The sequence below is a fragment of the Citreicella sp. C3M06 genome (assembly GCF_018860705.1).
Lineage (GTDB): Bacteria > Pseudomonadota > Alphaproteobacteria > Rhodobacterales > Rhodobacteraceae > Salipiger.
On the sequence record NZ_JAHKQA010000080.1, the window covers coordinates 21,560 to 44,277 of the forward strand.

General features: G+C 64.8%; 18 protein-coding genes. 8 read left to right on the forward strand and 10 right to left on the reverse strand.

What is annotated here, in order from left to right:
- Positions 1-272 precede the first annotated feature (272 nt).
- Positions 273-1,214 carry a DMT family transporter gene (locus tag KO516_RS19420; RefSeq protein ID WP_216005450.1) on the forward strand — a complete coding sequence of 314 codons (942 nt, stop codon included), beginning with the start codon at positions 273-275 and terminating at the stop codon, positions 1,212-1,214.
- On the opposite strand, the gene KO516_RS19425 is transcribed toward KO516_RS19420, so the two are convergent.
- The gene (locus tag KO516_RS19425) at positions 1,129-1,824 is read right to left on the reverse strand and encodes a thiamine diphosphokinase (RefSeq protein ID WP_216005451.1); all 696 of its coding nucleotides are present in this window, start codon (positions 1,822-1,824) and stop codon (positions 1,129-1,131) included. The two genes, KO516_RS19420 and KO516_RS19425, sit on opposite strands and share 86 nt — an antisense overlap.
- Before the next feature lie 138 nt (positions 1,825-1,962).
- On the opposite strand from KO516_RS19425, the gene KO516_RS19430 reads away from it, so the two are divergent.
- A complete protein-coding gene (locus KO516_RS19430; protein ID WP_216005452.1) occupies positions 1,963-4,179 on the forward strand; it encodes a hypothetical protein in 2,217 nt (738 codons plus the stop codon).
- A gap of 148 nt (positions 4,180-4,327) precedes the next feature.
- Here KO516_RS19430 and KO516_RS19435 read toward each other — a convergent pair whose 3' ends face one another.
- Positions 4,328-4,576 carry a hypothetical protein gene (locus tag KO516_RS19435; protein ID WP_216005453.1) on the reverse strand — a complete coding sequence of 83 codons (249 nt, stop codon included), beginning with the start codon at positions 4,574-4,576 and terminating at the stop codon, positions 4,328-4,330.
- A 365-nt stretch (positions 4,577-4,941) separates the two neighbouring features.
- Between KO516_RS19435 and KO516_RS19440 the strand changes: the two genes are divergently transcribed.
- The 3 genes from KO516_RS19440 (at position 4,942) to KO516_RS19450 (ending at position 9,783) form a co-directional block, all read left to right on the forward strand.
- Positions 4,942-7,233, forward strand: coding sequence for a xanthine dehydrogenase family protein molybdopterin-binding subunit (locus tag KO516_RS19440; RefSeq protein WP_216005454.1), 2,292 nt, complete (start codon positions 4,942-4,944; stop codon positions 7,231-7,233).
- A 362-nt stretch (positions 7,234-7,595) separates the two neighbouring features.
- Positions 7,596-9,281, forward strand: coding sequence for a putative transporter (locus KO516_RS19445; protein WP_371742115.1), 1,686 nt, complete (start codon positions 7,596-7,598; stop codon positions 9,279-9,281).
- Positions 9,282-9,321: 40 nt separating this feature from the next.
- Complete coding sequence (locus tag KO516_RS19450) at positions 9,322-9,783, forward strand: CoA-binding protein (protein WP_216005455.1); 462 nt, start codon at positions 9,322-9,324, stop codon at positions 9,781-9,783.
- Positions 9,784-9,839: 56 nt separating this feature from the next.
- Here KO516_RS19450 and KO516_RS19455 read toward each other — a convergent pair whose 3' ends face one another.
- From KO516_RS19455 to KO516_RS19465, 3 genes are all read right to left on the reverse strand, one after another.
- Positions 9,840-10,151, reverse strand: coding sequence for a phosphoribosyl-ATP diphosphatase (locus KO516_RS19455; RefSeq protein WP_216005456.1), 312 nt, complete (start codon positions 10,149-10,151; stop codon positions 9,840-9,842).
- Positions 10,148-10,909, reverse strand: a complete 762-nt coding sequence (gene hisF, locus KO516_RS19460; protein ID WP_216005457.1) for an imidazole glycerol phosphate synthase subunit HisF — start codon at positions 10,907-10,909, stop codon at positions 10,148-10,150. The genes KO516_RS19455 and hisF overlap by 4 nt, the downstream gene beginning before the upstream one ends.
- 214 nt (positions 10,910-11,123) lie before the next feature.
- Positions 11,124-12,140, reverse strand: coding sequence for an LLM class flavin-dependent oxidoreductase (locus KO516_RS19465; RefSeq protein ID WP_216005458.1), 1,017 nt, complete (start codon positions 12,138-12,140; stop codon positions 11,124-11,126).
- Positions 12,141-12,259: 119 nt separating this feature from the next.
- On the opposite strand from KO516_RS19465, the gene KO516_RS19470 reads away from it, so the two are divergent.
- Positions 12,260-13,363, forward strand: a complete 1,104-nt coding sequence (locus KO516_RS19470; RefSeq protein ID WP_216005459.1) for a class I SAM-dependent RNA methyltransferase — start codon at positions 12,260-12,262, stop codon at positions 13,361-13,363.
- 38 nt (positions 13,364-13,401) lie between these two features.
- Entirely contained in the window at positions 13,402-13,848 is a 447-nt protein-coding gene (locus KO516_RS19475) for a hypothetical protein (RefSeq protein ID WP_216005460.1), read from the forward strand.
- Here KO516_RS19475 and KO516_RS19480 read toward each other — a convergent pair.
- The 5 genes from KO516_RS19480 to KO516_RS19500 form a co-directional block, all read right to left on the reverse strand.
- Entirely contained in the window at positions 13,843-15,411 is a 1,569-nt protein-coding gene (locus KO516_RS19480) for a Ppx/GppA family phosphatase (protein WP_216005461.1), read from the reverse strand. The genes KO516_RS19475 and KO516_RS19480 overlap by 6 nt on opposite strands.
- Positions 15,412-15,535: 124 nt before the next feature.
- The gene (locus KO516_RS19485) at positions 15,536-16,834 is read right to left on the reverse strand and encodes a flagellin (RefSeq protein WP_216005462.1); all 1,299 of its coding nucleotides are present in this window, start codon (positions 16,832-16,834) and stop codon (positions 15,536-15,538) included.
- A gap of 255 nt (positions 16,835-17,089) precedes the next feature.
- Positions 17,090-19,261, reverse strand: coding sequence for an RNA degradosome polyphosphate kinase (locus KO516_RS19490; protein WP_216005463.1), 2,172 nt, complete (start codon positions 19,259-19,261; stop codon positions 17,090-17,092).
- 67 nt (positions 19,262-19,328) lie between these two features.
- Entirely contained in the window at positions 19,329-20,030 is a 702-nt protein-coding gene (locus tag KO516_RS19495) for a chromosomal replication initiator DnaA (RefSeq protein ID WP_216005464.1), read from the reverse strand.
- Between the two features lie 8 nt (positions 20,031-20,038).
- Positions 20,039-21,106 (reverse strand): AI-2E family transporter, encoded by a 1,068-nt coding sequence (locus tag KO516_RS19500; RefSeq protein ID WP_216005465.1) that lies wholly within the window; start codon positions 21,104-21,106, stop codon positions 20,039-20,041.
- A gap of 201 nt (positions 21,107-21,307) precedes the next feature.
- On the opposite strand from KO516_RS19500, the gene proS reads away from it, so the two are divergent.
- Positions 21,308-22,654: a proline--tRNA ligase gene (proS, locus tag KO516_RS19505; RefSeq protein WP_216005466.1), complete on the forward strand. Its 1,347-nt coding sequence runs from the start codon at positions 21,308-21,310 to the stop codon at positions 22,652-22,654.
- The last annotated feature ends 64 nt before the right edge of the window (positions 22,655-22,718 follow it).

The window sequence follows — 22,718 nt, forward strand, 5'->3', positions numbered from 1 at the left end:
ATGGTCCCGAAGCCTGCGGTCTTGGCGGGCTGTCTAGTGTAAGCGGGGCAGGGGCGCAACCCGGCGATTGCGGGTCAATGACGGTAACGATGCCGCCCGCAGGTCGCGCCCTAGTTTTGCATCAGCCCATGTCGCAGTGCCAGATAGCGACGCCCTAGCATCGCAGGTGACGCCAAGGCGCGTCAATGTCGCGGCAAAGTTGTCTCATGTTTATCGGTGTTTGCCTCTGGTGGCGTATTGCCCGCTTTGCGGGTGCTGGCTAGCTTCGGCGCATGAAACAGGACAATCCGCTTCTTGGCATGACCCTGATGCTTGGGTTCTGCATCCTCGCCCCGCTCGCGGATGCCATTGCAAAGCTTCTTGGCGACTCTGTTCCGATCGCAGAGCTGGTGTTCTTTCGCTTCGCGGTGCAGGTCATCCTGCTGGTGCCGCTGATGCTGTTGACCGGGCGCAATCTCTACATGTCGCGCGATGTGTTCCTGCTCGCGGGGCTACGCACGCTGATGCATATCGGTGGAATCGCCATGATGGTGACAGCGGTGCGCTATCTGCCGCTGGCCGATGCGGTGGCGATCGCCTTCGTCATGCCGTTTTTGATGCTGATCCTCGGCAAGGCGCTGCTGAATGAAGAGGTGGGGCCGGTGCGTCTGGCGGCCTGCGCCGTCGGGTTTGTCGGCACGATGATGGTGGTGCAGCCCGCGTTTCAGACCTTTGGCTGGCCGGCACTGCTGCCGCTGGGCGTGGCGGTGAATTTCTCGCTGTTCATGGTGGCGACGCGGCGGATGGCGCGGGATATCGACGCAATTTCGCTTCAGGCCACGTCGGGGCTGATGGCGGTGGTGCTGGTGGGGCCGATGCTGCTGCTGATGCCGGCCGGAATCGCGCCGGAACTGTCCTGGGTCGGTTTTCCCGAAGGCACCTTCAGCCTGCTGATCGGCATCGGGTTTGTCGGCACGGTGGCACATCTTCTGATGACCTGGTCGCTGCGCTTTGCCCCCGGAGCGACGCTGGCGCCGATGCAGTATCTCGAGCTGCCCTTTGCCACCGCGCTTGGCTTTGCGCTCTTCGGAGAGCTGCCCAACCAGCTCGCCAGCACCGGCATTCTGGTGATCATGGCAGCGGGGCTGTTCATCTTCCTGCGCGAGCGGGCCAGCCACCGGGCGCGTCTTGCAGCGCCTGCGCAAGTGCCTGGCGCCATTCAAGCGGCAGAATGATCAGCATTAGCGGGGCGTCCATCTCCAGCGTCACCCGCGCGGCGCAGCTCTCGTTCGAGGTGCCGACGCGGGTGCCCGGTGACATCGTGATGCCGTCGATGGGCCAGCGCAGCCCGGTGCTGCGCCCGCGCGCCTCGCCAAGCGGATAAAGCGACAGGCGCACGCCTTCCTTCAGATCCAGCGTCAGGCTGGGGGGCAGCAGGGCGATGCAGTCTTCGGGCCCAAGCAGGATACAGCGCCGGTCGGCGCGCCCTGCCAGCACCGTCAGCGCGGCCAGCTCATGGTCGATGCGACCGCCCAGAAACCCCATGCCCCAGACCAGCGGCGCGTCGATGTTGCGCAGGCATTTGTCGAAATCGGTGCTATCCTGTTCGGGGATATGGTGAATGCGCTCCGCGGGCACTGCGGCGCGCGCCTGATCCGAGATCGAATCAAGATCCCCGATCACCGCGTCCGGCATTACGCCGCGTGCCAGCAATCTGTCGACGCCGCCATCCGCCGCGACTCGCAGCGCGCATTCCGATGCAAGGCAATCCAGCGCTGAGGGGGCAGACTGCCCACCGCCGACCAGAAGAATAGGATTTTCAGAGCATAGGACAGGGTGATTCATGTCGAATTAATGGCCTTTTGCGAAACAGACCACAATGACGCCATGAAATGATACCATAGTTGCCTGAAATTCGGTCGGCTTTGGTCCCAGCACAGATGGTAAACAGACTGTTGCACAGCGATGGAAAGTGAGCAGTATATGGTGAGTTCGAGCAAGATCCTGACGGTCTCCTACGGCACATTCTCCTGTACGGCAGAGGGGTTCGAAGACCCGCTTGGCGTGGTGAAGGAGACAACGCAGTTCTTTCGCGGCGTGGTTCGGGATGATCGGTTCTTCGGAGCCGAACCGCCGCAGTTCGACCCCGAAATGGCGTCCGAGATCCTGTCGGCGCAACTCGCGCCTCGCCATGGCGAGGGGCAACTGACGCTTGGCGCTGGCGAGGCCTCTGCCAATGCCATGGGCACAGCGCTTCAGCGCCCGGTTGCCGAGCCCGAGCCATATGCCGCAGCGATGCCCGAACCGGACGTGGCAGAGGAGCCCCCGATCATCGAGGATGTCACCTCCGAAGTGCTGTCCGCCCTCGCCGAGCAGGACGCGCAAGTCGCGCCTGCCAGCGACGCACCGACCGCCGAGGACAGCATCGCATCGCTGCTGAGTTCCGAGGCGATGTCGACGCCCGAGACGCCCGAGATGCCTGAGATCCTGTCCGTGTCCGCCGGGGAAGCCCCTGTTGCGCCGCCGACGGGGTTGAGCGATCCCGATGCGATCACCGCAAAGCTGCAGCGCATCCGCGCGGTTGTCGCTCAGGGCGCGGTGGCCGAACCCGAAGCGGCGCCGGATCCGACCCTGTTGCATGACGAGCCAGAGAACGCAGTCGCCGACGACGAAGCGCTGGCCGAAGAAGATCTGGCCGAGGAGGACGCCTTCGACGCTGACGAAAGCGCCTTCGACCAAACCGATCTTCACGGCGCTGCGTTTGATGCGGGCGAAACCGGCGACAACCGCGCGGAGCCTGACCTTCTTGGCGAGCCGAGCCATGCAGAGCCTGCGCCGCTGACTGCTCAGGCCACCATGGCAGCGCAGCCGCTGGTCTCGCCCGTCGAAGATGCCGCGTCGGCGCAGCTCCCGCGTGCGCGGGTGGTCAAGGTCGAGCGCAGCACCTTTGACGCGGCGGCGGACCGCGGAGTGACCTCTGCCGAGGATACGATCAGCAGCCTCAGCGCCGAAGACGAAGACGACCTTGCCCGCGAACTCGAGGCGGTGCGGGCCGAGCTGCAGGCGGGTTTTGCGCAGGCATGGGCCGATGACGAAGACGAGGCAGAAGACGATGAGATCGCCGCGGTTCCGACATCGAGCGCAGCGCCGCTGCGCCGGGCCGAAGCGCCCGGGGGCGATGATGAATGGCTGCTTGGCGAGGGTTGGGAAAACGATCTCGACGACGAGGATGATGAAGACGCCGCCGCCCCCGAACCGCATCAGGCCGCGACAATGATGCAGGACCAAGCCCCGGTACCGCGCCCTGCGCCGACGCAGGAGGCGGAACCTGTCGACCTGCTTGCGGATGACGACGACGAGTTCGACGACGCGCAGCACCGCAGCCTTGACGACAAAACCGATGCGCCCGAGGCAGAGACGCCCGCGTCGGCCGAAGAAGACCGTACGTTGTCTGTGACGGCACATCTTGCCCGCATGGCGCAGGAAGAGGTTCGCAAGGCGATCAAGATGTCCAGTCCGGGCCGGGTCATGCTGACCGAGACAAGCGTCGAGGACAACGACGCCTCGCGCATTCTCGATGAGACCAATTCGCAACTGCGCGAGCCAGAGGGCAACCGCCGCCGCAGCGCCATCGCGCATCTGCGCGCGGCAGTTGCGGCAACCCGTGCCGATCGCAAGCTCGGGCGCAAGAAAGATCCCGAAAAGGCTTCGGAACCCTACCGCGAAGATCTGGCCGATGTTGTTCGCCCGCGCCGTCCCGATGCACCGGTGGTGCAGACCGAACGCCCGGTCGAGGTCGCCCGCCCGGCACCGCTCAAGCTGGTGGCAGAACAGCGGGTCGATGCAGAGCGGGTTCCGACCAGGCCGCGTCGGGTGCGTGTCGCGGATTTCGAGGAAGAGTCCGCTGCAACCGACGAAGGCTTTGCGGACTATGCGGAAAGTGTCGGGGCGCGGGAGCTGCCCGAGTTGCTCGAGGCGGCGGCGGCCTACATGTCCTTCGTCGAACGCCGCGAGCAGTTCTCGCGCCCGCAGCTGATGACCAAGGTGCGGCAGGTCGAGCAGCACGAATCCAGCCGTGAAGACCGGCTGCGCTCGTTCGGCCAGCTTCTGCGTGAAGGCAAGATCGAGAAGACCCGTGGCGGTCGCTTCACCGCATCCGAGCGGATCAGCTTCAAACCGGATGCGCGCGCCGTCGGCTGAGCTGGATCGCGCGCGGTGTCATTGCGGCGGGGGCCCGGGCCTTCGCCGTTTTGCGTTGCGAGCCAGTCTGTTTGCGGCGAGGCGACATCAGCCGCTCAGCGGCGTCGGTCAAGTTTTGTCGTGAGATGGATCAGTCTTTCCGACCTGGCTAGCCGCGCGTTTCGGCAAGACGTTCTCGACTGGCATCAAGCGCTTCGGTCGATCCGGGGCACAGGACCGACATCAGGTCGAGCCGCCCCGAGGTGGCGTGCACGGTTTCGCCCGTGGTCAACTGGCATAGCCGGGCCAGAACCTCGGTTTGGGCGCTTGGCCCGATGCAGGCAAGCGCCATGGCACGCACAGTCTCTTTCAGCATCGCGCCGCGCCGGATGATAAAGCCAGTTATGGTGCCCTGCATCGACCACCGTTCGATCCGGGCCTGTACCGTGGACCGGGCGCTGCCCCGCCGACCGACTTCCGGGAATTGCCGACCGCTTTCGGAGCGGCTTTCCGGGCCTTGTGAGCTATGTGATAGCAACCTTGCCCCGGAGGTACCTGCCGGGCACGGCGCTGTTGCTGCAGACCTTCGCCGCGGGCGTGTATTTCGTGTTCGAGGATATGGGCGCCTGTTCGCGCGCCTTGTGGACCGGATTTAACGGCTACGGAGCGCGCAGGAACTTGCGCCAATGCGCAGAGGCTGAAGAAAACGCTGCGCTCGACTGGACAGTGCGGTGGGGGCGATCCAATCTCCGGCCAGCAGACATGCCAGACGAGGGATCCCCAATGGAAAAATTCGGCAAGAGCCAGTCGATGAAACGTAGCGAAGACATCCGGTTCCTGACCGGGCATGGCCGCTATATCGACGACATCGCGCCCGAGGGGGCTCTGCATGCGGTCTTGCTGCGTGCCCCGGTCGCGCATGCAACGATCACCGCGCTGGACGTAAGCGCCGCGCGCGACTCCGATGGCGTGGCGCTGGTGCTGACGGTGGATGACCTGCTGGCGGCGGATATGCAGATCAACATGCCGGGCGCCGTGGTCGACAACCGCGATGGCAGCAAGGGGGCGCAGCCCGAGCGCCCGTTGCTGGCACGTGGCAAGCTGCGCCATGTCGGCGAGCCGGTGGCGCTGATCGTCGCCGAAACGCTGCATCAGGCGCGCGATGCGGCCGAGCTGATCGAGCTGGAATACGACGAACTGCCGGCCCACATGGGGCTGCATACCGGCGGCGAGGCAATCCACGCCGAGGCTCCGGACAACCGCGCCTTTGACTGGGGTATGGGCGATGAGGCTGCGACCAATGCCGCCTTCGAGGCGGCGGCGCGGGTGGTTCGGCTTGAGGTTGGCGACAACCGGGTGATCGTCAACGCCATGGAAGGGCGCGGCTGTTTCGCCGAATGGGACGGGACGCGGATGCATGTCGCGTTCAACGGTCAGGGCGTCTGGGGCATCAAGGGCGAGATGGCGCAGGCGCTGGGTCTGGCGGAAGAAAATGTGCGCATCACTAACCCCGACGTTGGCGGTGGTTTCGGAATGAAAGCAGCGTCTTACAACGAATACTTCGTGGTTGCTCAGGCGGCGAGGCTGCTTGGTAAGCCGGTGCGCTGGATCTCGGAGCGCACCGAAGGCATGCTGTCGGATCACGCCGGGCGCGATCTGGTGACCATGGCCGAGCTTGCCTTCGATCAGAACCACAAGATCCTTGGCTATCGTATTCATACTGCATGCAATCTTGGCGCCTATAACTCCGGGTTCGGGCAGCCGATCCAGACATTGCTGTTCTCGAAGGTACTGACCGGAACCTACGATATTCCCACCGCCTACATGCGGGTCGAAGGCTTTTACACCAACACCACGCAGGTCGACGCCTATCGCGGCGCGGGCCGCCCCGAGGCAATCTATGTGCTTGAACGCGTCATCGACCGGGCGGCGCGCGAGCTGGGGCTTGATCCGATCGAGCTGCGCAAGATCAACTTCATCAAGGAATTTCCGTACCTTACGCCGACAGGTGAAACCTATGACGTCGGAGATTTTCCGCGCGTTCTGGATCATGCCATTGCCGATGCAGATGTGGCGGGCTTTGCCGCGCGGCGGGCGAAATCCGAGGCAGAGGGCAAGCTGCGCGGTCTTGGCCTGTGCTTTTACATCGAGTCGATCCTTGGCGATCCGTCCGAGGATGTGAAGGTTGAATTCACCCCCGAGGGGCGCGCGACGATCTATGTCGGCACCCAGTCCAATGGGCAGGGCCACGAGACGGTCATTGCCAAGTTTCTGTCGGATCAGACCGGTATTCCGTTCGAAAAGATCGCGTTTGTTCAGGGCGATAGCGACCTGATCCCGACGGGCGGCGGCACCGGTGGTTCGCGCTCGGTCACGACGCAGGCCAATGTGACGCTGGCGGCGGTGTCGAAGATGATCGCAGGGTTCAGCGCCTTTTTCGCCGAGGAAGCCGGGGTGGCAGCCGAGCAGGTCAGCTTTGATGACGAACGCTTCCGCGCCGAAGGCTCGAACCTGACGCCAACCCTGCTGGATCTGGCCGAGATGGCCCGCGCCAAGGGCCGCGAAGATCTGCTGACTTGGAAGGTTCGCGACAAGATCGCCGCCCGCAGCTACCCCAACGGCGCGCATTTCGCGGAAGTCGAGATCGAACGTGACACCGGCGTGGCCAAGGTGGTGAAATACACCGTAGTTGATGATTTTGGTAATCTTATTAATCCAATGTTGGCAGAAGGTCAGGTGCACGGCGGGGTTGCGCAGGGCCTTGGGCAGGCATTGTGCGAGAATGTCGTCTTTGACGAAGATGGCCAGCTGTTGTCGGCGAGTTTCATGGATTACGCTCTGCCGCGCGCGGACGATATGCCGTTCATTCGGTTTGATGTCGAACCGGTGCCCTCAACCGGAAACCCCATGGGCATGAAGGGCTGCGGAGAGGCTGGTACGGTCGGCGCGCTCGCCGCGGTGTCGAATGCCGTGCAGGATGCGCTGTGGCCGCTGGGCATCCGGCAGGTCGACATGCCGTTCACGCCGATGCGGCTCTGGTCGTTGATGGGCGGCGCGAAACTGGCGGCGGAATAGGTCGGACCCTGACAAGGGGCGAAATGTCAAAGCCTTTTGTCACGGTTTCGCGACTGGCCTTTCAATCGTGACATTCATGCCCATATCTGGCTCAGGACGCGAGATTGGAACTCTCGCGAAACCTTCACTGTCCCTCGTTCCGCACTGGCGCCCAAGTTTTACTTGGGCGCCTTTTTCTTTTCAAACCAATCGTTTCGTCAGTCGCTCGGCAACGGGCGCCGCAGTGATGCGTCTTGGTTGCGGCCAAATGTCCCGCCTTTTCTACCCATGATGCGGGCTCCGTCGCTTGACAGGACTCGGGGCAGGTAGGAACACGAAACCGGGAGGAGCCTGCAACCGCAAGGACGGAAGGGGCCGGAATCGTGACTTTTATCATAGACTTCCTGACTACTCGCATGGGCGAGGTGGCGCTGACGATGATGGCGGTGTCGCTGGCCGCTGTGCTCGGGTTGCTGTTTGGCCGGCTGAGCTTTCGCGGCATCGGGCTTGGCATCGGCGGCGTGCTGTTCGCAGGCATCGCGGTCGGCGATCTGAGCGCACGGGCGGGCATTCATTTCAGCGCCGAGATGTTCGAGTTCATCCGGGAATTTGGGCTGATCCTGTTTGTCTTTACCATCGGTGTGCAGGTGGGGCCGGGCTTTTTCGCCTCGTTGCGCAAGGCGGGGTTGCAGTTCAACCTCGCGGCGGCGTCGATTGTCTGCCTTGGGGTGCTGGTGACGGTGGCGATCGGGATCATTTTCGATGTGCCGGTGCCGCAGCTTGTGGGTCTGATGTCGGGGGCGGTGACCAACACGCCCGGCCTTGGCGCGGCGGTTCAGGCACTGAGCGACGCTGGCGCGAGCGCCGAAGATATCGCCGCGCCGCCGCTGGGCTATGCCGTGGCCTATCCGTTCGGAATCGTGGGCATTCTGCTGTCGATGCTGCTGGTGCGCTTCGCGCTGAAGGTCGACATCAAGGCCGAGGCCGCTCGCTTTGATGTGGAGCGTCGCAAGGGGGCGAGCGCCAGCCTGCCGACCATGAATGTCGCGGTTCACAACGCCAATTTCGAAGGCCACAAGCTGGCCGAAGTTCCGGGGCTGTTCGATGACGGGCTGGTGGCGTCGCGGATGAAGACCGAGGCTGGGCTGATCGTGCCGCGCCGCGATACGATCCTGCACATGGGCGACGTGCTGCATCTTGTGGGGCCGCAGGACAAGATCCACGCCATGCAGATGATTTTGGGCGAGGTGGTGGACACGCCGCTGTCGACCAAGGGCACCGATCTGCGCTGGGGCCGGATGGTGGTAACCGACAAGCACGCCACGTCGCACCGGTTGCGGACTCTGGCGCTCGACGAGGCTTATGGCGTGACCATCAGCCGAATCATGCGGGCGGGGGTCGAGTTGTCGCCGCGCGGGGACAGCACGCTGCAGTTCGGCGATATCGTGACCGTGGTTGGTGCCAAGGACGCGATCGAGACGGTGCGCGGCGTGCTGGGCGACCAGAGCTCAAAGCTTGAGATGGTGGATTTTCCGGGGCTGTTCATCGGCATCATGTTCGGGGTGCTGCTGGGCTCGATCCCGCTGGCGCTGCCGGGATTGCCGGCGCCGCTGAAGCTGGGGCTGGCAGGCGGACCGCTGGTGGCGGCAATCCTGCTGGGGCAGCTTGGCAGCTGGGGGCCGTTCACATGGGTGATGCCTCCGGTGGCGAACCATGCGCTGCGCGAATTCGGCATCGTGCTGTTTCTGGCGGTGGTGGGGCTCAAGGCCGGGAGCCGGTTTCTGGATACACTGCTGAACGGCGACGGGCTGTCGTGGATCCTGTACGGCGCGCTCATCACGCTGATTCCGCTGGTGATCGTCGGGCTGGTGGCGCGGGCGCTGTTCGGGTTCAACTACCTGTCGCTGTGCGGGGTGCTTGCCGGGTCGATGACCGATCCGCCCGCGCTGGCCTTTGCCAATGCGCAAAGCCCGGCACCGGCGGCGGCCATCGCCTATGCCAGCGTCTATCCGCTGGTGATGGGGTTGCGGATCTTTGCGCCGCAGCTGCTGGTGTTGCTGCTGATGTAGGGGCTTGTCTTGGCCCTGCGCTCATGCGCTAGATTGGTGCATGAACGATGCTGACCTGAAAACCATCCTTGATCGAACCCGCGTGATCGCGGTTGTGGGCGCATCGCTGAACCCGGTGCGCCCAAGCTATTACGTGGCGCGTTACCTGTCGTTGCGCGGCTACCGGGTGATCGGGGTCAACCCCGGCCATGCGGGGGCGATGTTGTTTGGCGAAGAGGTGCGGGGGGCGATTTCGGATCTGCCGCCCGAGGTCGACATGATCGATATCTTCCGCCGTTCCGAGACGGTTGCGCCGATTGTCGATGCGGCGCTGGCGCATCTGCCGGGCCTGAAGACGGTGTGGATGCAGATCGGGGTCGAGAACGCGGCGGCGGCGCAGGCGGCGCGGGCGCGGGGCGTCGACGTGGTGATGAACCGCTGCCCCAAGATCGAGCACCAGCGGCTGAATGGTGAGCTGCGCAAGGCCGGGTTCAACACCGGGGTCATTTCTTCGAAGCTGTGACGGGGATGGCGCTGTTTGCCTGCGGCAAAGGCGCCCCACCCGCCGTCCCGCTGCGCTTAGCCCTTGCGGGCGGCTTTCTCGGCGATGCCGGATTGGCCTTGGCGAGCAGCCAGCACGGTCATGACGTCTGACAGCGGCACATCGCGGGCCTTGAGCATCACCAGAAGGTGGAACAGCACGTCGGCGGTTTCTGAGGCGAGCTTTTCGCGGTCGCCCTTGACGGCTTCGATGATCGCTTCGATGGCCTCTTCGCCGAACTTCTCGGCGCATTTTTCCGGGCCCTTGGCGAGCAGCTTGGCGGTCCAGCTCTCATCCGGGGAGGCTTCGCTGCGGCGGGCGACGATCTGTTCGAGGTCTTCGAGGGTCATGCTTGTCTTACCGGGATACCGGCGCTGGCCATGTGGGCCTTGGCTTCGGCGATGGTATAGGTTCCGAAATGGAAGATCGAGGCCGCGAGCACTGCCGAGGCATGGCCTTCGGTGACGCCCTCGACAAGGTGATCGAGCGTGCCGACGCCGCCTGAAGCGATGACCGGGATGTCGACTGCATCGGCGATGGTGCGGGTCAGGGGCAGGTTGAAACCCGCCTTGGTGCCATCGCGGTCCATCGAGGTGAGCAGGATCTCTCCGGCGCCTTTTGCCGCTACCGTCCGGGCGAATTCCACCGCGTCGATGCCGGTGGGCTTGCGCCCGCCATGGGTGAAGATTTCCCAGCGACCGGGGGCGACGGTCTTGGCGTCGATGGCAACGACGATGCATTGCGAGCCGAAGTGATCCGCCGCTTCGGCCACCACATCGGGATTGGCCACGGCGGCGGAGTTGAAGCTGACCTTGTCCGCGCCCGCGAGCAGGAGGGCGCGGACATCGGCCACCGTACGCACGCCGCCACCCACTGTAAGCGGGATGAAGCATTGCTCGGCGGTACGCGTCACCACGTCGAACATGGTGCCGCGATTTTCATGCGTCGCGTGAATGTCGAGAAAGGTGATCTCGTCGGCGCCGGCGGCATCATAGGCGCGGGCGGCATCGACCGGATCGCCCGCATCGCGCAGATCGACGAAGTTGACGCCCTTGACCACACGGCCATCGGCGACATCGAGACAGGGGATGATGCGGGTCTTGAGCATGGCGGCGTTATGGCGCGGAAGGCGGGCGGGGGGAAGGGGGCAATGCGGGGCTGCGTGCCTTTGGCGCAACGAGGTGTCTGATCTTGGCCACAGCGGCGCGGTGGTGGGGGCGCTGCCCCCGTCGCCTGAGCGGCGACTCCCCCCGGAGTTTATCTGGCAAGATGAAGGCGCGGGGCGGACGCAGGGGGGTAGCCTGCGCCCGGTGTTGGCTGGGTCAGCGCCAGCCGAGCGCCGGGGCGACGTGTTTGAGGATCGATTCGATCACATGCACATTGTAATCGACGCCGAGCATGTTGGGCACGGTCAGCAGCAGCGTGTCGGCTTCGGCGATGGCTTCGTCCCCCTTGAGCGCCTCGATCAGTCGGTCTGGCTCGTCGGCATAGCCGCGCCCGAAGATCGCGCGGGTCTCGTCGATGACGCCGATCTGATCGCTTTCCTTGGCACGCCCGAAGTAATAGCGGTCTTGGTCGTTGGTCAGCGCGAAGATCGACCGGCTGACCGAGACACGCGGGCTACGGGTGTGGCCTGCGTCTTTCCATGCGTCGCGGTAGGCGCGGATCTGATTGGCTTGCTGAACGTGGAACGGCTCGCCAGTCTCGTCGATCTTCAGGGTCGAGCTTTGCAGGTTCATGCCCAGCGTCGCCGCCCAGCGGGCGGTGGCGTTCGAGGCCGCGCCCCACCAGATCCGCTCGCGCAGCCCGTCCGGAACCGGTTCAAGCCGCAGCAGGCCCGGCGGATTGGGGAACATCGGCTGCGGGTTTGGCTGGGCAAAGCCCTTGCCGTCGAGCAGATCAAGGAAGACCTCGGCGTGGCGGCGGGCCATGTCGGCGTGGGTTTCGCCTGGCTCTGGCGCGTAGCCGAAATGCCGCCAGCCGTCGATGACCTGTTCGGGCGAGCCGCGCGAGATGCCAAGTTGCAGCCGCCCGCCGGAGATGAGATCGGCGGAGCCGGCGTCTTCGAGCATGTAGAACGGGTTTTCGTAGCGCATGTCGATGACGCCGGTGCCGATCTCGATGGATTTGGTGCGCGCGCCCACCGCCGCCAGCAGCGGGAAGGGCGAGGCGAGTTGGCGCGCGAAGTGATGCACGCGGAAATACGCCCCGTTGAGGCCGAGCTCTTCGGCGGCCACGGCCAGATCGATGCTTTGCAGCAGCACGTCAGAGGCGCTTTTGACCGCCGAGCCCTGCGTGGGCGACCAATGTCCGAAGGACAGAAAGCCGATGCTTTTCATTGGGCCTGTCTCCTTTGTGTCTGTTGCCTGTCAGATAGGGGGCGCAGGCAGGGGGCATCAATCCGCATCGCGCGCACCGCATCTGTGCAAAGCTGCGCGCACGCGTTATTGGCTGAGCGATGGATGACAGATTCGAGATTTTCTTGGCCTGTGCGCCAGGGCTGGAGGCTTCGCTGGTAAGCGAGGCCAAGGGGCAGGGCTTTGGGCCGCTGCGGCCGATGGCGGGCGGGGTGGCCTTTGACGGCGGCTGGCGCGATGTGTGGCGGGCCAATCTGCTGCTGCGCGGTGCGGCGCGGGTGCTGGCGCGCATCGGCGGTTTTCCGGCGGTGCATCTGGCGCAGCTCGACAAGCGGGCGCGACGCTTTGGCTGGGGCGAGATCCTGCGCGCTGACGTGCCGGTGCGGGTCGAGGCGACTTGCTATCGCTCGAAGCTTTACCACGAGGGCGCGGTCAAGGGCCGTGTCGAGCGGGCCATCACCGAAGAGCTGGGCGCGCCCATCGCCGATGATGGTGTGCGCCTGCTGGCCCGGATCGAGGAAAACCTCGTGAGCTTTTCCATCGACACCTCGGGCGGGCCGTTGCACCGGCGCGGGTTCAAAGTGGCGGTTGGCAAGGCGCCAATGCGCGAGACGCTTGCGGGGCTGTTCCTGCGCGAATGCGGCTATACCGGCACCGAGCCTGTTCTGGACCCGATGTGCGGCTCGGGCACCTTTCCCATCGAGGCGGCCGAGATCGCCTGCGGCCTTGCGCCGGGCCGGGCGCGGCGGTTCGATTTCGAACGGCTGGCATCGTTCGACCCGCAAGCCTGGGCGCAGATGAAGGCCGATGCCGCGCCGCGCCCGATCGCGTTGCGGTTTTACGGCTCGGATCGCGACGAGGGCGCGGTGCGCATGGCGGGCGAGAACGCCGCGCGGGCCGGGGTCGAGCAGCTGGTGCGGTTCGACTGCCGCTCGGCCACCGCGATCGAGCGGCCCGACGGCCCGCCCGGTCTGGTGATGATCAACCCGCCTTACGGCGAGCGCATCGGCAAGCCGGGGCCTCTGCACGGGCTGCACCGCGATGTCGGGGCGGCATTGATGGAGCGCTTTCGGGGCTGGCGCGTCGGCATCATCACCACAGATCCGGGCCTTGCCAAGGCGACGGGCCTGCCGTTCCTGCCGCCGGGGCCGCATGTGGCGCATGGCTCGCTCAAGGTGCGGCTGTGGCGAACCGGGCCGCTCTGACCCTTATCAAACCGGCTGGCAGTGCTATATTGCAGGGCATGACACGTTTTTCTGCCTTGCTTGTCGCCTCGCTGATCGCCTCTCCTGCGCTTGCGCAGGACGAGGGCCGCTTGCTCATGGACGAAGGCGCGCGGATGTTTCTCGACGGGTTGCGCAACGAGCTGGACCCGGCGATGCGCGGCCTGCGCGAGCGCGCCGAAAGCGCCGGGCCGGCGATCGAAGAGTTTCTGGGCAGTATCGGCCCCGGCTTTCGCGATCTGATGGGCGAGGTCGAGGACTGGTCGGTCTATGAGGCCCCGGAGACTTTGCCCAACGGCGACATTCTCATTCGCCGCAAACCCGACGCGGAGGAGGACGCACCGCAACAGGCGCAGCCCGCGTTGCCGGATATCCCCGACATGCCTGCCATGCCGCAGGATCGCCCGCTGGAGCCGCGCGAGCGCAAGGGGCTGCCGCCGCTCGACGGCAACCGCATCGATCTATAACGCGCCGATCTTTGTGCTTAGCTCCTGCGCGCCGAATGCGCGGCCAAGCGCGTTGAACCGGGCTTCGGCCACTTCGCCGAACAGCGGGGCGCTGTCCTGCGTCAGCTTCAGCAGCAAGCGGCCCGAGTCCGCATCCCATTCCAGCGCGGCGGCTGCGCGTTCGTCATCATGCGGCATCCACAGCATCGCGCCAAAGCGCATGGCCTTGCCGAGAATCTCGGCCCGGCGCTGATCCTCGGCGCTGATCAGCGCGAACAGCGGTTCGAAATCCAGCCCGTCGCGCTTGTTCTTGTAGCGATGCAGCAGCGCCAGGCCGAGGAACACCCGTTCGGGATGGTTCAGCCCGCTCAGTTCCGCCTGTGTGACGTTGTGAAAGCAGGTCTGCGCGCGGTAATCGGGATGGTCGCGCCAGCTGACATCGTGCAGCAGGCAGGCGGCTTTGACCAGCCGCAGCCGCATAGGCGTTGCATCCTGAAACAGCGGCAGCACGAAATTGTACAGCGTCTTGCCAAAGCCGGGGCGGCGCGCATCCTTGGCTTCGGAAAAGCGGCAGGCTTCGATCAGCGGATCGCGGTCGCGCAGCCTTTGCGGCATCTGCTCGTACAGCAGCCCTTCGCGGATGCCATAGGAGGAAATCGCGATGTCCTTGGGCTTGAAGGCCGAGATCAGCTCGGCCAGCACTTCGGCGGCATAGGGCACAAGGCTCATCCGCGCCGACGAGATCGAACAGGTTGACCGCAGCGCCTCGAGATCCGCTTTCTCGATGAATTTCAGCGTTTCCAGCACGTCTTCGCAGGTCATGCGGTATTCGTGCTGAACGTGCAGTGGGTAGGCGCGGCGTTCCATGTCCAGCCGGGCGATGGCCCGCCATGACCCCCCGACCAGATAGATCCGCTCGCCGTTCCATTGCATCTTTTCGGCAAGGGCGGCGATGTGCTTTTGCACGTGCCGCTCGCGCGCCTTGCGCCCGCCGTCCAGATCCTTGAAGCGCAGCGGCCCCAGCGGCGAGGTATGCCGCTTGCCGACCTGTCCGCCCGACAGTTCGGCCAGTTCCATCGACGAGCCGCCGATGTCGCAGACCATGCCGCTGGCGCCGGGCCAGCCAAGCAGAACGCCCTGTGCCGACAGGCGCGCCTCTTCTTCGCCGTCGATCACCCAGATCTTGATGCCGGTCTCGCGCTCGATCTGGGCGCGGAAGGCGGGGCCGTCGCTGGCGTCGCGCATGGCGGCGGTGGCAACGGCGGTCAGGGGCGGCAGGCCCATCCCGATCGCGAGCGCCTTGAACCGCGCCATGGCAGAGAGGCAGCGCTCTTTGCCCTGCACGTTGAGATGGCCGGTTTCGGTCAACCCCGCGCCAAGGCCGCACATCACCTTTTCATTGTAAAAATACGCCGGGCTGCGGGCTGCGCCGTCAAACACCACGAGCCGAACCGAATTCGACCCGATGTCGACAACGCCAACGCGGGCGAGGCGGCGCGCCTTGGGGTCATCGAAGAGCGGACGGCCGAAAGGCCCCCAGTCGCCCCGGTTTTCGCCCTGAGCGGAATCGGATTGCCCGTCCATGTCGTTCTCCGGCTGTCTCTGGTCCGTTCCCTAGCATGTATCGCGCGCTAGGCGAAAGGGGTTCGCAGGGAGGAACCTGTGTCAGCGCTGAAGGGTTCCCTGCGGGCCGATGATTTAGGGGCGATCAGCGAAACAGGCTCAGAATGTTCGACGGGGCGCTGTTGGCGATCGCCAGCGCCTGCGCGGCAAGCTGTTGCTGCACCTGCAAGGCCTGAAGCCGGGCCGAGGCCTGTTCGAGATTGGCATCGACCAATGTGCCGATGCCGCTCTTCATCGCGTCGACCAGCATGTCGTTGAAGGCGCTCTGCGTGGCAAGGCGGTTCTGCGCCGAACCGAACCCGGCGGCTGCCGAGATCGACACTTCAATCAGGGAGTCGAGGTTGCTGAGCGCAAGATCGGCGCCAGCCTCGCTTGTCACATCAAGGCCTGCGAGCAGTTCCAGCCCGCCGCCGATGGTGTTGCCCGCATCGGCGCTGAGCGAGGTCAGTGACACGGCGATCTGATCGGCGGCGCTGGTCACAGAACTGGTCAGGTTCAGCGACCGGCCCGAGGCGGTGATGCTCAGCACATTGCGCTCGATGCCCTTGCTGGTGGCATAGCCGGTGAAGCGGCTGGCGAGCGCGCGCATCACGTCGCTGGCGGTGTCACCGTCGCGCGCCACGTAGGTGATCTCCGAGGCCGCCATTTCGCTCTGGGTCTGGCTGTTGGCGGCGCTGGTGCGCAGATCGGCCTGAGCAAACCCGGACCCATCGGCATCGGTTCCGAAAACATTGAGCGAGAACGCCTGTCCGGCCACCACGCTCACGGCAGAGGCATCAATGGTGGCGGTCTTCGTCGCGCTGAGGGTGGCGCTGGCAACGCCGTTGGAAAACGTGCCCCCGGTGGCGGAAACCGCGCTGGCCCCGGTGCCCAGATCCTGCCGCGCCACATGGATATCGACCTCGCGCACCCCGGCGGAGTCGCGTTGCAGAAAGCCAAGAATGGCCTCGCGGCCCGATCCAACGGTGGTATCGGTGTTGGTCAGCAGATCCAGACCGTTGAACTGGGCCATCTCGACCACCACGCCGATCTGCTCGCGCAGCGCGTCGATATTGGACTGGATCTTGGTGCGATCGACATTTTCTTCCTGTGCGGCGATGACCTTGCCCTTGATGTCGGTCAGCAGCTCGGTGATGGTCTCGGCGGCGGAGCGCGCCACCGCCACGGTTGCGCTGCCAAGCGCGAGGCTGGCCGAGACCTTGGCATAGCCCGCCACGTCGGCTTCCATCCGCGTTGCGATCGCCCAGACGGCGGCATTGTCCTCTGATCCCGATACCTTGCGCCCGGTCGATAGCTCGGCCTGAACGGTCGAGATTTCGCTGGTGATCGACTTGAGTGTTTGCAGCGCGACCGACGCGCCGCTGTTGGTAAGCAAACTGGACATGGGCCCCGCCTTGTCTGACCGGCGCATTTCGCGCAGAGCTGGCCCCCTGTTCATGAGCCGTCCTGTCCGACTCTTTCGGCCGGAAACGCGCCCTGGCGACATGCCATCGACCACACGTGCCACCTGTTCGCAGGCGCGAGATCACCCTCGCAAGGCCAGCTTACCCGCGACTTAAGCGTTCACGGTATCAAGGTGTTGATTCTATGGCCGGAATATGTCGGCGAGCCGTGCGCGGATCGCCGCATTTTCGTGGCCTCAGTCGTCGTGGGTCAGCGAGGGCACGTCCTTGGCCCCGGCAGAGCCGCGGCCCGAAAGCGACGGGTTTTCCATGAAAAACCGGTGGCAGGAGAACAGCGGCGCACCTTCGGGCACCGGGTGGCGCAGGAAGGTGCCATCCGGTTCCATCACCCAGCTTTGCGCGGTGTCGGCAAGGTTCGCCGCCATGATCTGGCTGACGATCTGCGCCTTGACCGTGGCGTTCATGATCTCGACCCCGGTTTCGACCCGCCGGTTGAGATTGCGCCCCATCCAGTCGGCAGACGAGATGAACACCCGCGATTTCGCATGCGGCAGGCCGTGGCCGTTGCCAAAACAGGCGATGCGCGAATGTTCCAGAAACCGCCCGATGATCGATTTGACGCGGATGTTGTCCGACAGGCCCTTGATGCCCGGCTTCAGCCCGCAGATGCCACGGATCACGCAATCGATCTTTACCCCGGCCTGACTGGCGGCATAGAGCGCGTCGATCATGTTGGGCTCGATCAGCGAGTTCATCTTGATCCAGATCCGCGCGGGTCGACCCTGCCGCGCGTGTTCGGCTTCGGCGGCGATCAGTTCCAGCATGCGCGGCTTGAGCGCACTGGGAGAGATCACCACGTTCTCCATCCCCTCGGGGCGGGCATAGCCGCTGAGGTAGTTAAAGACCTTGGCCGCATCGCGCCCGAGCGCCGCATCGCAGGTAAAGAACGACAGGTCGGTGTAGATCTTGGCGGTGATCGGGTGATAGTTGCCGGTGCCCCAATGGGTGTAGGTCACCAGCCGGTCGCCCTCGCGGCGCACCACCTGACTGATCTTGGCGTGGGTCTTCCAGTCGAGGAAGCCGTAGACCACATGCGCGCCCGAGCGTTCCAGCCGGCGCGACTGGCGGATGTTGGCGGCCTCGTCGAAACGGGCCTTGAGCTCGACCAGCGCGGTGACAGACTTGCCCTCTTCGGCGGCCTCGCACAGCGCGGCGACGATGGGCGAATTGCGCGAGGTTCGGTACAGGGTCTGCTTGATCGCCACCACATTGGGGTCCAGCGCCGCCTGATTGAGAAAGCGCACCACCATGTCGAAGGTCTCATAGGGGTGATGCAGCAGCATGTCTTTTTGCGCGATGGCCGCGAACATGTCGCCGTCGTGATCCTGCACCCGTTCCGGCACGCGGGGGGTAAAGGTCGGCCACAGCAGGTCGGGGCGGGCATCCAGCACCAGCTCCTTGAGGTCGGCGATGCCGATCATGCCGTCCAGCTCGATCACCTCGTCGTCCTGCACATGCAATTCGCGCTGAAGCGCGCGGCGCTGGGTCTCAGAGGTGCCAGCGGTGATGGTCAGGCGCACCACCTCGCCCCGGCGGCGCCGTTTCAGCGCCACCTCGAATTCACGGACAAGATCCTCTGCCTCTTCCTCGACTTCCAGATCGCTGTCGCGCAGCACGCGGAAGCCGAAATGTTCTTTCACCCGGTAGCCGGGGAACAGGCTTTCGATGTGCAACAGCAGCACGTCTTCAAGATAGATGAACCGGAACTGCCCATCGTCAGAGGGCAGGCGCATGAACCGGTCGATCTGATGCGGGATCGGCAGCAGGGCAGAGCGCACCCGGCGGTCGCGCTTGCGTTCTAGCTGGATGGCAAGGCAAAAGCCCATGTTGGCGATGAACGGGAACGGGTGCGCCGGGTCAATCGCCAGCGGCGAGAGCACCGGGAACACCTGCGTCAGGAACTGCTCTTCAAGATGGGCGCGGTCGGCATCGGTCAGCTCGTGAAGGCGCACGATGTCGATGCCCTGTTCGGCCAGCTCGGCTTCGAGCTGGTGCAGCACCTTTTGCTGATGCATCATCAGCGCGCGCGCGATCTCGTTGATCTTGACCAGCTGCTGCGCCGGGCTCAGCCCGTCGGCGGCGGGGTTGGTGTTGCCAGCATGGGCGAGTTCGCGCAGGCCAGCGACGCGCACGGTGTAGAACTCGTCAAGGTTGGTGGCCGAGATCGACAGGAACCGTAGCCGTTCCAGCAGCGGCACGCGCGGGTTCTCGGCTTCTTCCAGCACACGCCAGTTGAAGCCCAGCCAGCTGAGTTCACGATTGTAAAACCGCTCGGGGCCGGTGATGTCCATCTCGGGCATTTCGGTGGCGGGCGGGATGGGGGCGGTGAGGAAATCTGCGATGTTCATGGAACCGCTTATGTCTTAGAAATTGCAACAGGAACGTGACGGATCATGCGCATTGCGAACAGCAGGGTCAATCGTCTGCGTCCGGCAGGCCGGTCATCCGCACCAGCACGTCGCGGGCAAGGGCGCGGGTGATGCCCTTGGGCCGCCCCATCGCCTGTGAATCCAGCGCATCGACCAGAGCCAGCGCGCTTGAAAAACTGCGCGGCATGTGGCGCACCAGATAGGGGATGACCTCGGGGGCGGGCAGGCAGCCGCGATCATTGAGGGTCTTGGCAATGACCGCGCTCAGCAGGTTGTCATCGGGGTCGGGCAGGGTGGCGGTCTGGCTCGCCTCCATCCGGCTGCGCAGGTCGGGCAGGGTCAGCCCCCAGCCGCGCGGCGGCGCCGAGGCGGTCAGCAGCAAGGCGCGCCCTTCGGCCAGCGCAAGATTGTGCAGGTGAAACAGCGCCTCTTCGGCGGGGCGCATGCCGGCGATGCGGTCGGCATCCTCGACGCAGACGGGACGGCGCACAAGGGCGGGGATATCCGCGCCCGGCAAATCGGCGGCGGGGATGATGGTGGCGCCGGTCTCCTTGGCCCAGACGTGGGCCAGATGGGTCTTGCCCGCGCCGCGCGGGCCGACAAGGATCATCTTGCCATTGGGCCATCCCGCCCAGTCATCCAGCAGCGCCAGCGCCAGCCCGTTCGAGCGCGAGACATAATAATCCTCGCGCCCCAGTGCTTCGCGCACGGGAAGGGGAAGGGTAAGCTGGCGCGGCGGCGGTTGCATGGGCTGGGTCACTGGTCCGGGTCGCTGGAAAGGCCGGTATATAGACGGCTCGATCGGTACTGGTCTACCACGAAACGCATGATGACCCCCAGCGCCGCGGCCAGCGGCACCGCCACCAGCATCCCGATGAAGCCGAACAGCGAGCCGAACACCGACAGCGCAAGGATCAGCCACACCGGGTGCAACCCGACGGATTCTCCGACCAGCTTGGGCGTCAGGAAATTGCCTTCGAGAAACTGGCCAATGAAGAAAATCCCCGCCACGGCGGCGATCCACACCCAGTCTCCCCAGAACTGGAACAGCGCCAGCCCGATGGCCAGCGCGCCGCCAACAATGGCCCCGACATAGGGAATAAAGGTCAGCAGCCCTGCGACCACCCCCACCACAAGGCCAAAATTCAGCCCCACCGCCCAGAGCGCCACCGCGTAATAGCAGCCCAGAATCAGGCAGACCGACCCCATGCCGCGCAGGAACCCGGCCAGCGTGTCATCGACGTCGCTGGCGATACGGCGGATCACCGGCGCATGATCGCGCGGCAGCAGCTCATCGACGCGGGCGACCATGTTGTCCCAGTCCAGCAGCATGTAGACCGCCACCACCGGCACGATGACGAACAGCATCAGGATGTTGATCACCGAGGCCGCCGAGCTGAGCACGGTATTGATCAGCTCGCCGCCGCGCTCCTTGACGGTGTCGCCCAGCGACACCAGCGTTTCGCGCACCGGGTTGCCCTCGGTCATCATCTCGGGGAAATGCGTGGTCAGAAAGGTTTGCAGGTTGCGGAACAGCTGCGGCGCGGTGTCGACAAGCTGCGTCGTCTGCTTGACCAGCGCCGGCACCACCGCCAGTGCAAGGATGACGAAGATCAGGATCGCGGCAACGGTGATCGTTGCGGTGGCCCCGGCCCGGCTCAGCCCCGCGCGTTCCAGCCGGTCGGCCACCGGGTCGAGGAAATAGGCGATGGCGCTGCCCAGCACAAAGGGCAGCAGCACGTCGCCAAGGAACCACAGGATCACCGCCAGCACGATGGCGGCGATGCCCCAGTATTTCAGTTGCATCCTGACGGGCAGGGCCATGTCGCGCCTCGTTGAGTAGGTCCTGACCCTACATCGCGATTTGCGGGGCAGGTTGCAAGGGCGCTGGCCGGGCGCGGCCATAGGCTGCTTGCGTCAATGGTCCGATCTTGCCGGGGTCTGCAAGCGCTGCCCCCTTGCCTGAACGCGGCCTTTGGCATACCCCGACGCGGACCCCTGAATTCAGTTTGAGGCCCGCACCCCATGCGCCTATCCCGCTACTTTCTGCCCGTCCTGAAGGAAACGCCCGCCGAGGCGCAGATCGTTTCCCACCGCTACATGCTGCGCGCTGGCATGATCAAGCAGGCGAGCGCCGGAATTTATTCCTGGCTGCCGCTCGGCTTCAAGGTGCTGCGCAAGATCGAGGACATCATCCATCAGGAACAGGCGCGCGCCGGGCATATCCCGATGCTGATGCCGACCATCCAGTCTGCGGATCTGTGGCGCGAGTCGGGCCGCTATGACGCTTACGGCGCCGAGATGCTGCGCATCACCGACCGGCACGACCGGGACATGCTGTTCACGCCCACCGCCGAAGAGCTGATCACCGACATCTTCCGCGCCAATGTGTCGTCCTACAAGGATCTGCCGCTGACGCTTTACCAGATCCAGTGGAAATTCCGCGACGAGATCCGCCCGCGCTTTGGCGTGATGCGGGGTCGTGAATTTTATATGAAGGACGGCTACAACTTCGATCTGACGAAAGAAGATGCGCTGCACGCCTACAACCGCCACCTCGTGAGCTACCTGCGCACCTATGAGCGCATGGGCCTTCAGGCGATTCCGATGCGCGCGGATTCCGGCCCGATCGGCGGCGAGGACACCCATGAATTCCTCGTGCTGGCCGAGACCGGCGAATCCGAGGTGTTCTACGATTCGCAGATCACCGATCTGAAATTCGGCGAGCGCGCCATCGATTTTGACAGCGTGGAACAGTGTCAGGCAGTGATGGAGGAATTCACCTCGCGCTACGCCCGCACCGATGAAACCCATGTGCAGGCGGAGTTCGAAGCGCAGGTTCCCGAGGAACGCCGCCGCACCGCGCGCGGCATCGAGGTCGGACAGATCTTTTACTTCGGCACCAAATATTCCGACGCGCTGAACGCCACCGTCAATGATGGGCAGGGTAAGGATGTGGCGGTGCATATGGGCAGCCACGGCATCGGCGTGTCGCGCCTGCTGGGGGCGATCATCGAGGCGTCGCATGACGACAAGGGCATCATCTGGCCCGAGGGCGTGACGCCGTTCCATTGCGGCATCGTCAATCTCAAGCAAGGCGATGACGAGGCGGATGCAGCTTGCGATGCGCTGCATTCGGCGCTTGTCGCGCTGGGGCTCGACCCGCTATATGATGACCGCAAGGAACGCGCTGGCGCGAAATTCGCGACGATGGATCTGATCGGCCTGCCGTGGCGCATCACCGTCGGCCCGCGCGGGCTGAAGAATGGCGTGGTCGAGCTGACCTCGCGCCGCACCGGCGAGAGCGAAGAGCTGCCGCCCGAGGCCGCCGTGGCCAAGATCGCGGCGATCTACGGTGTGACTGCCGCCTGATCTGATGGATTGAGCTTGCACGGGGCCCGCTGACAGGGCGGGCCCTTCTGCGCTATGATCGCGC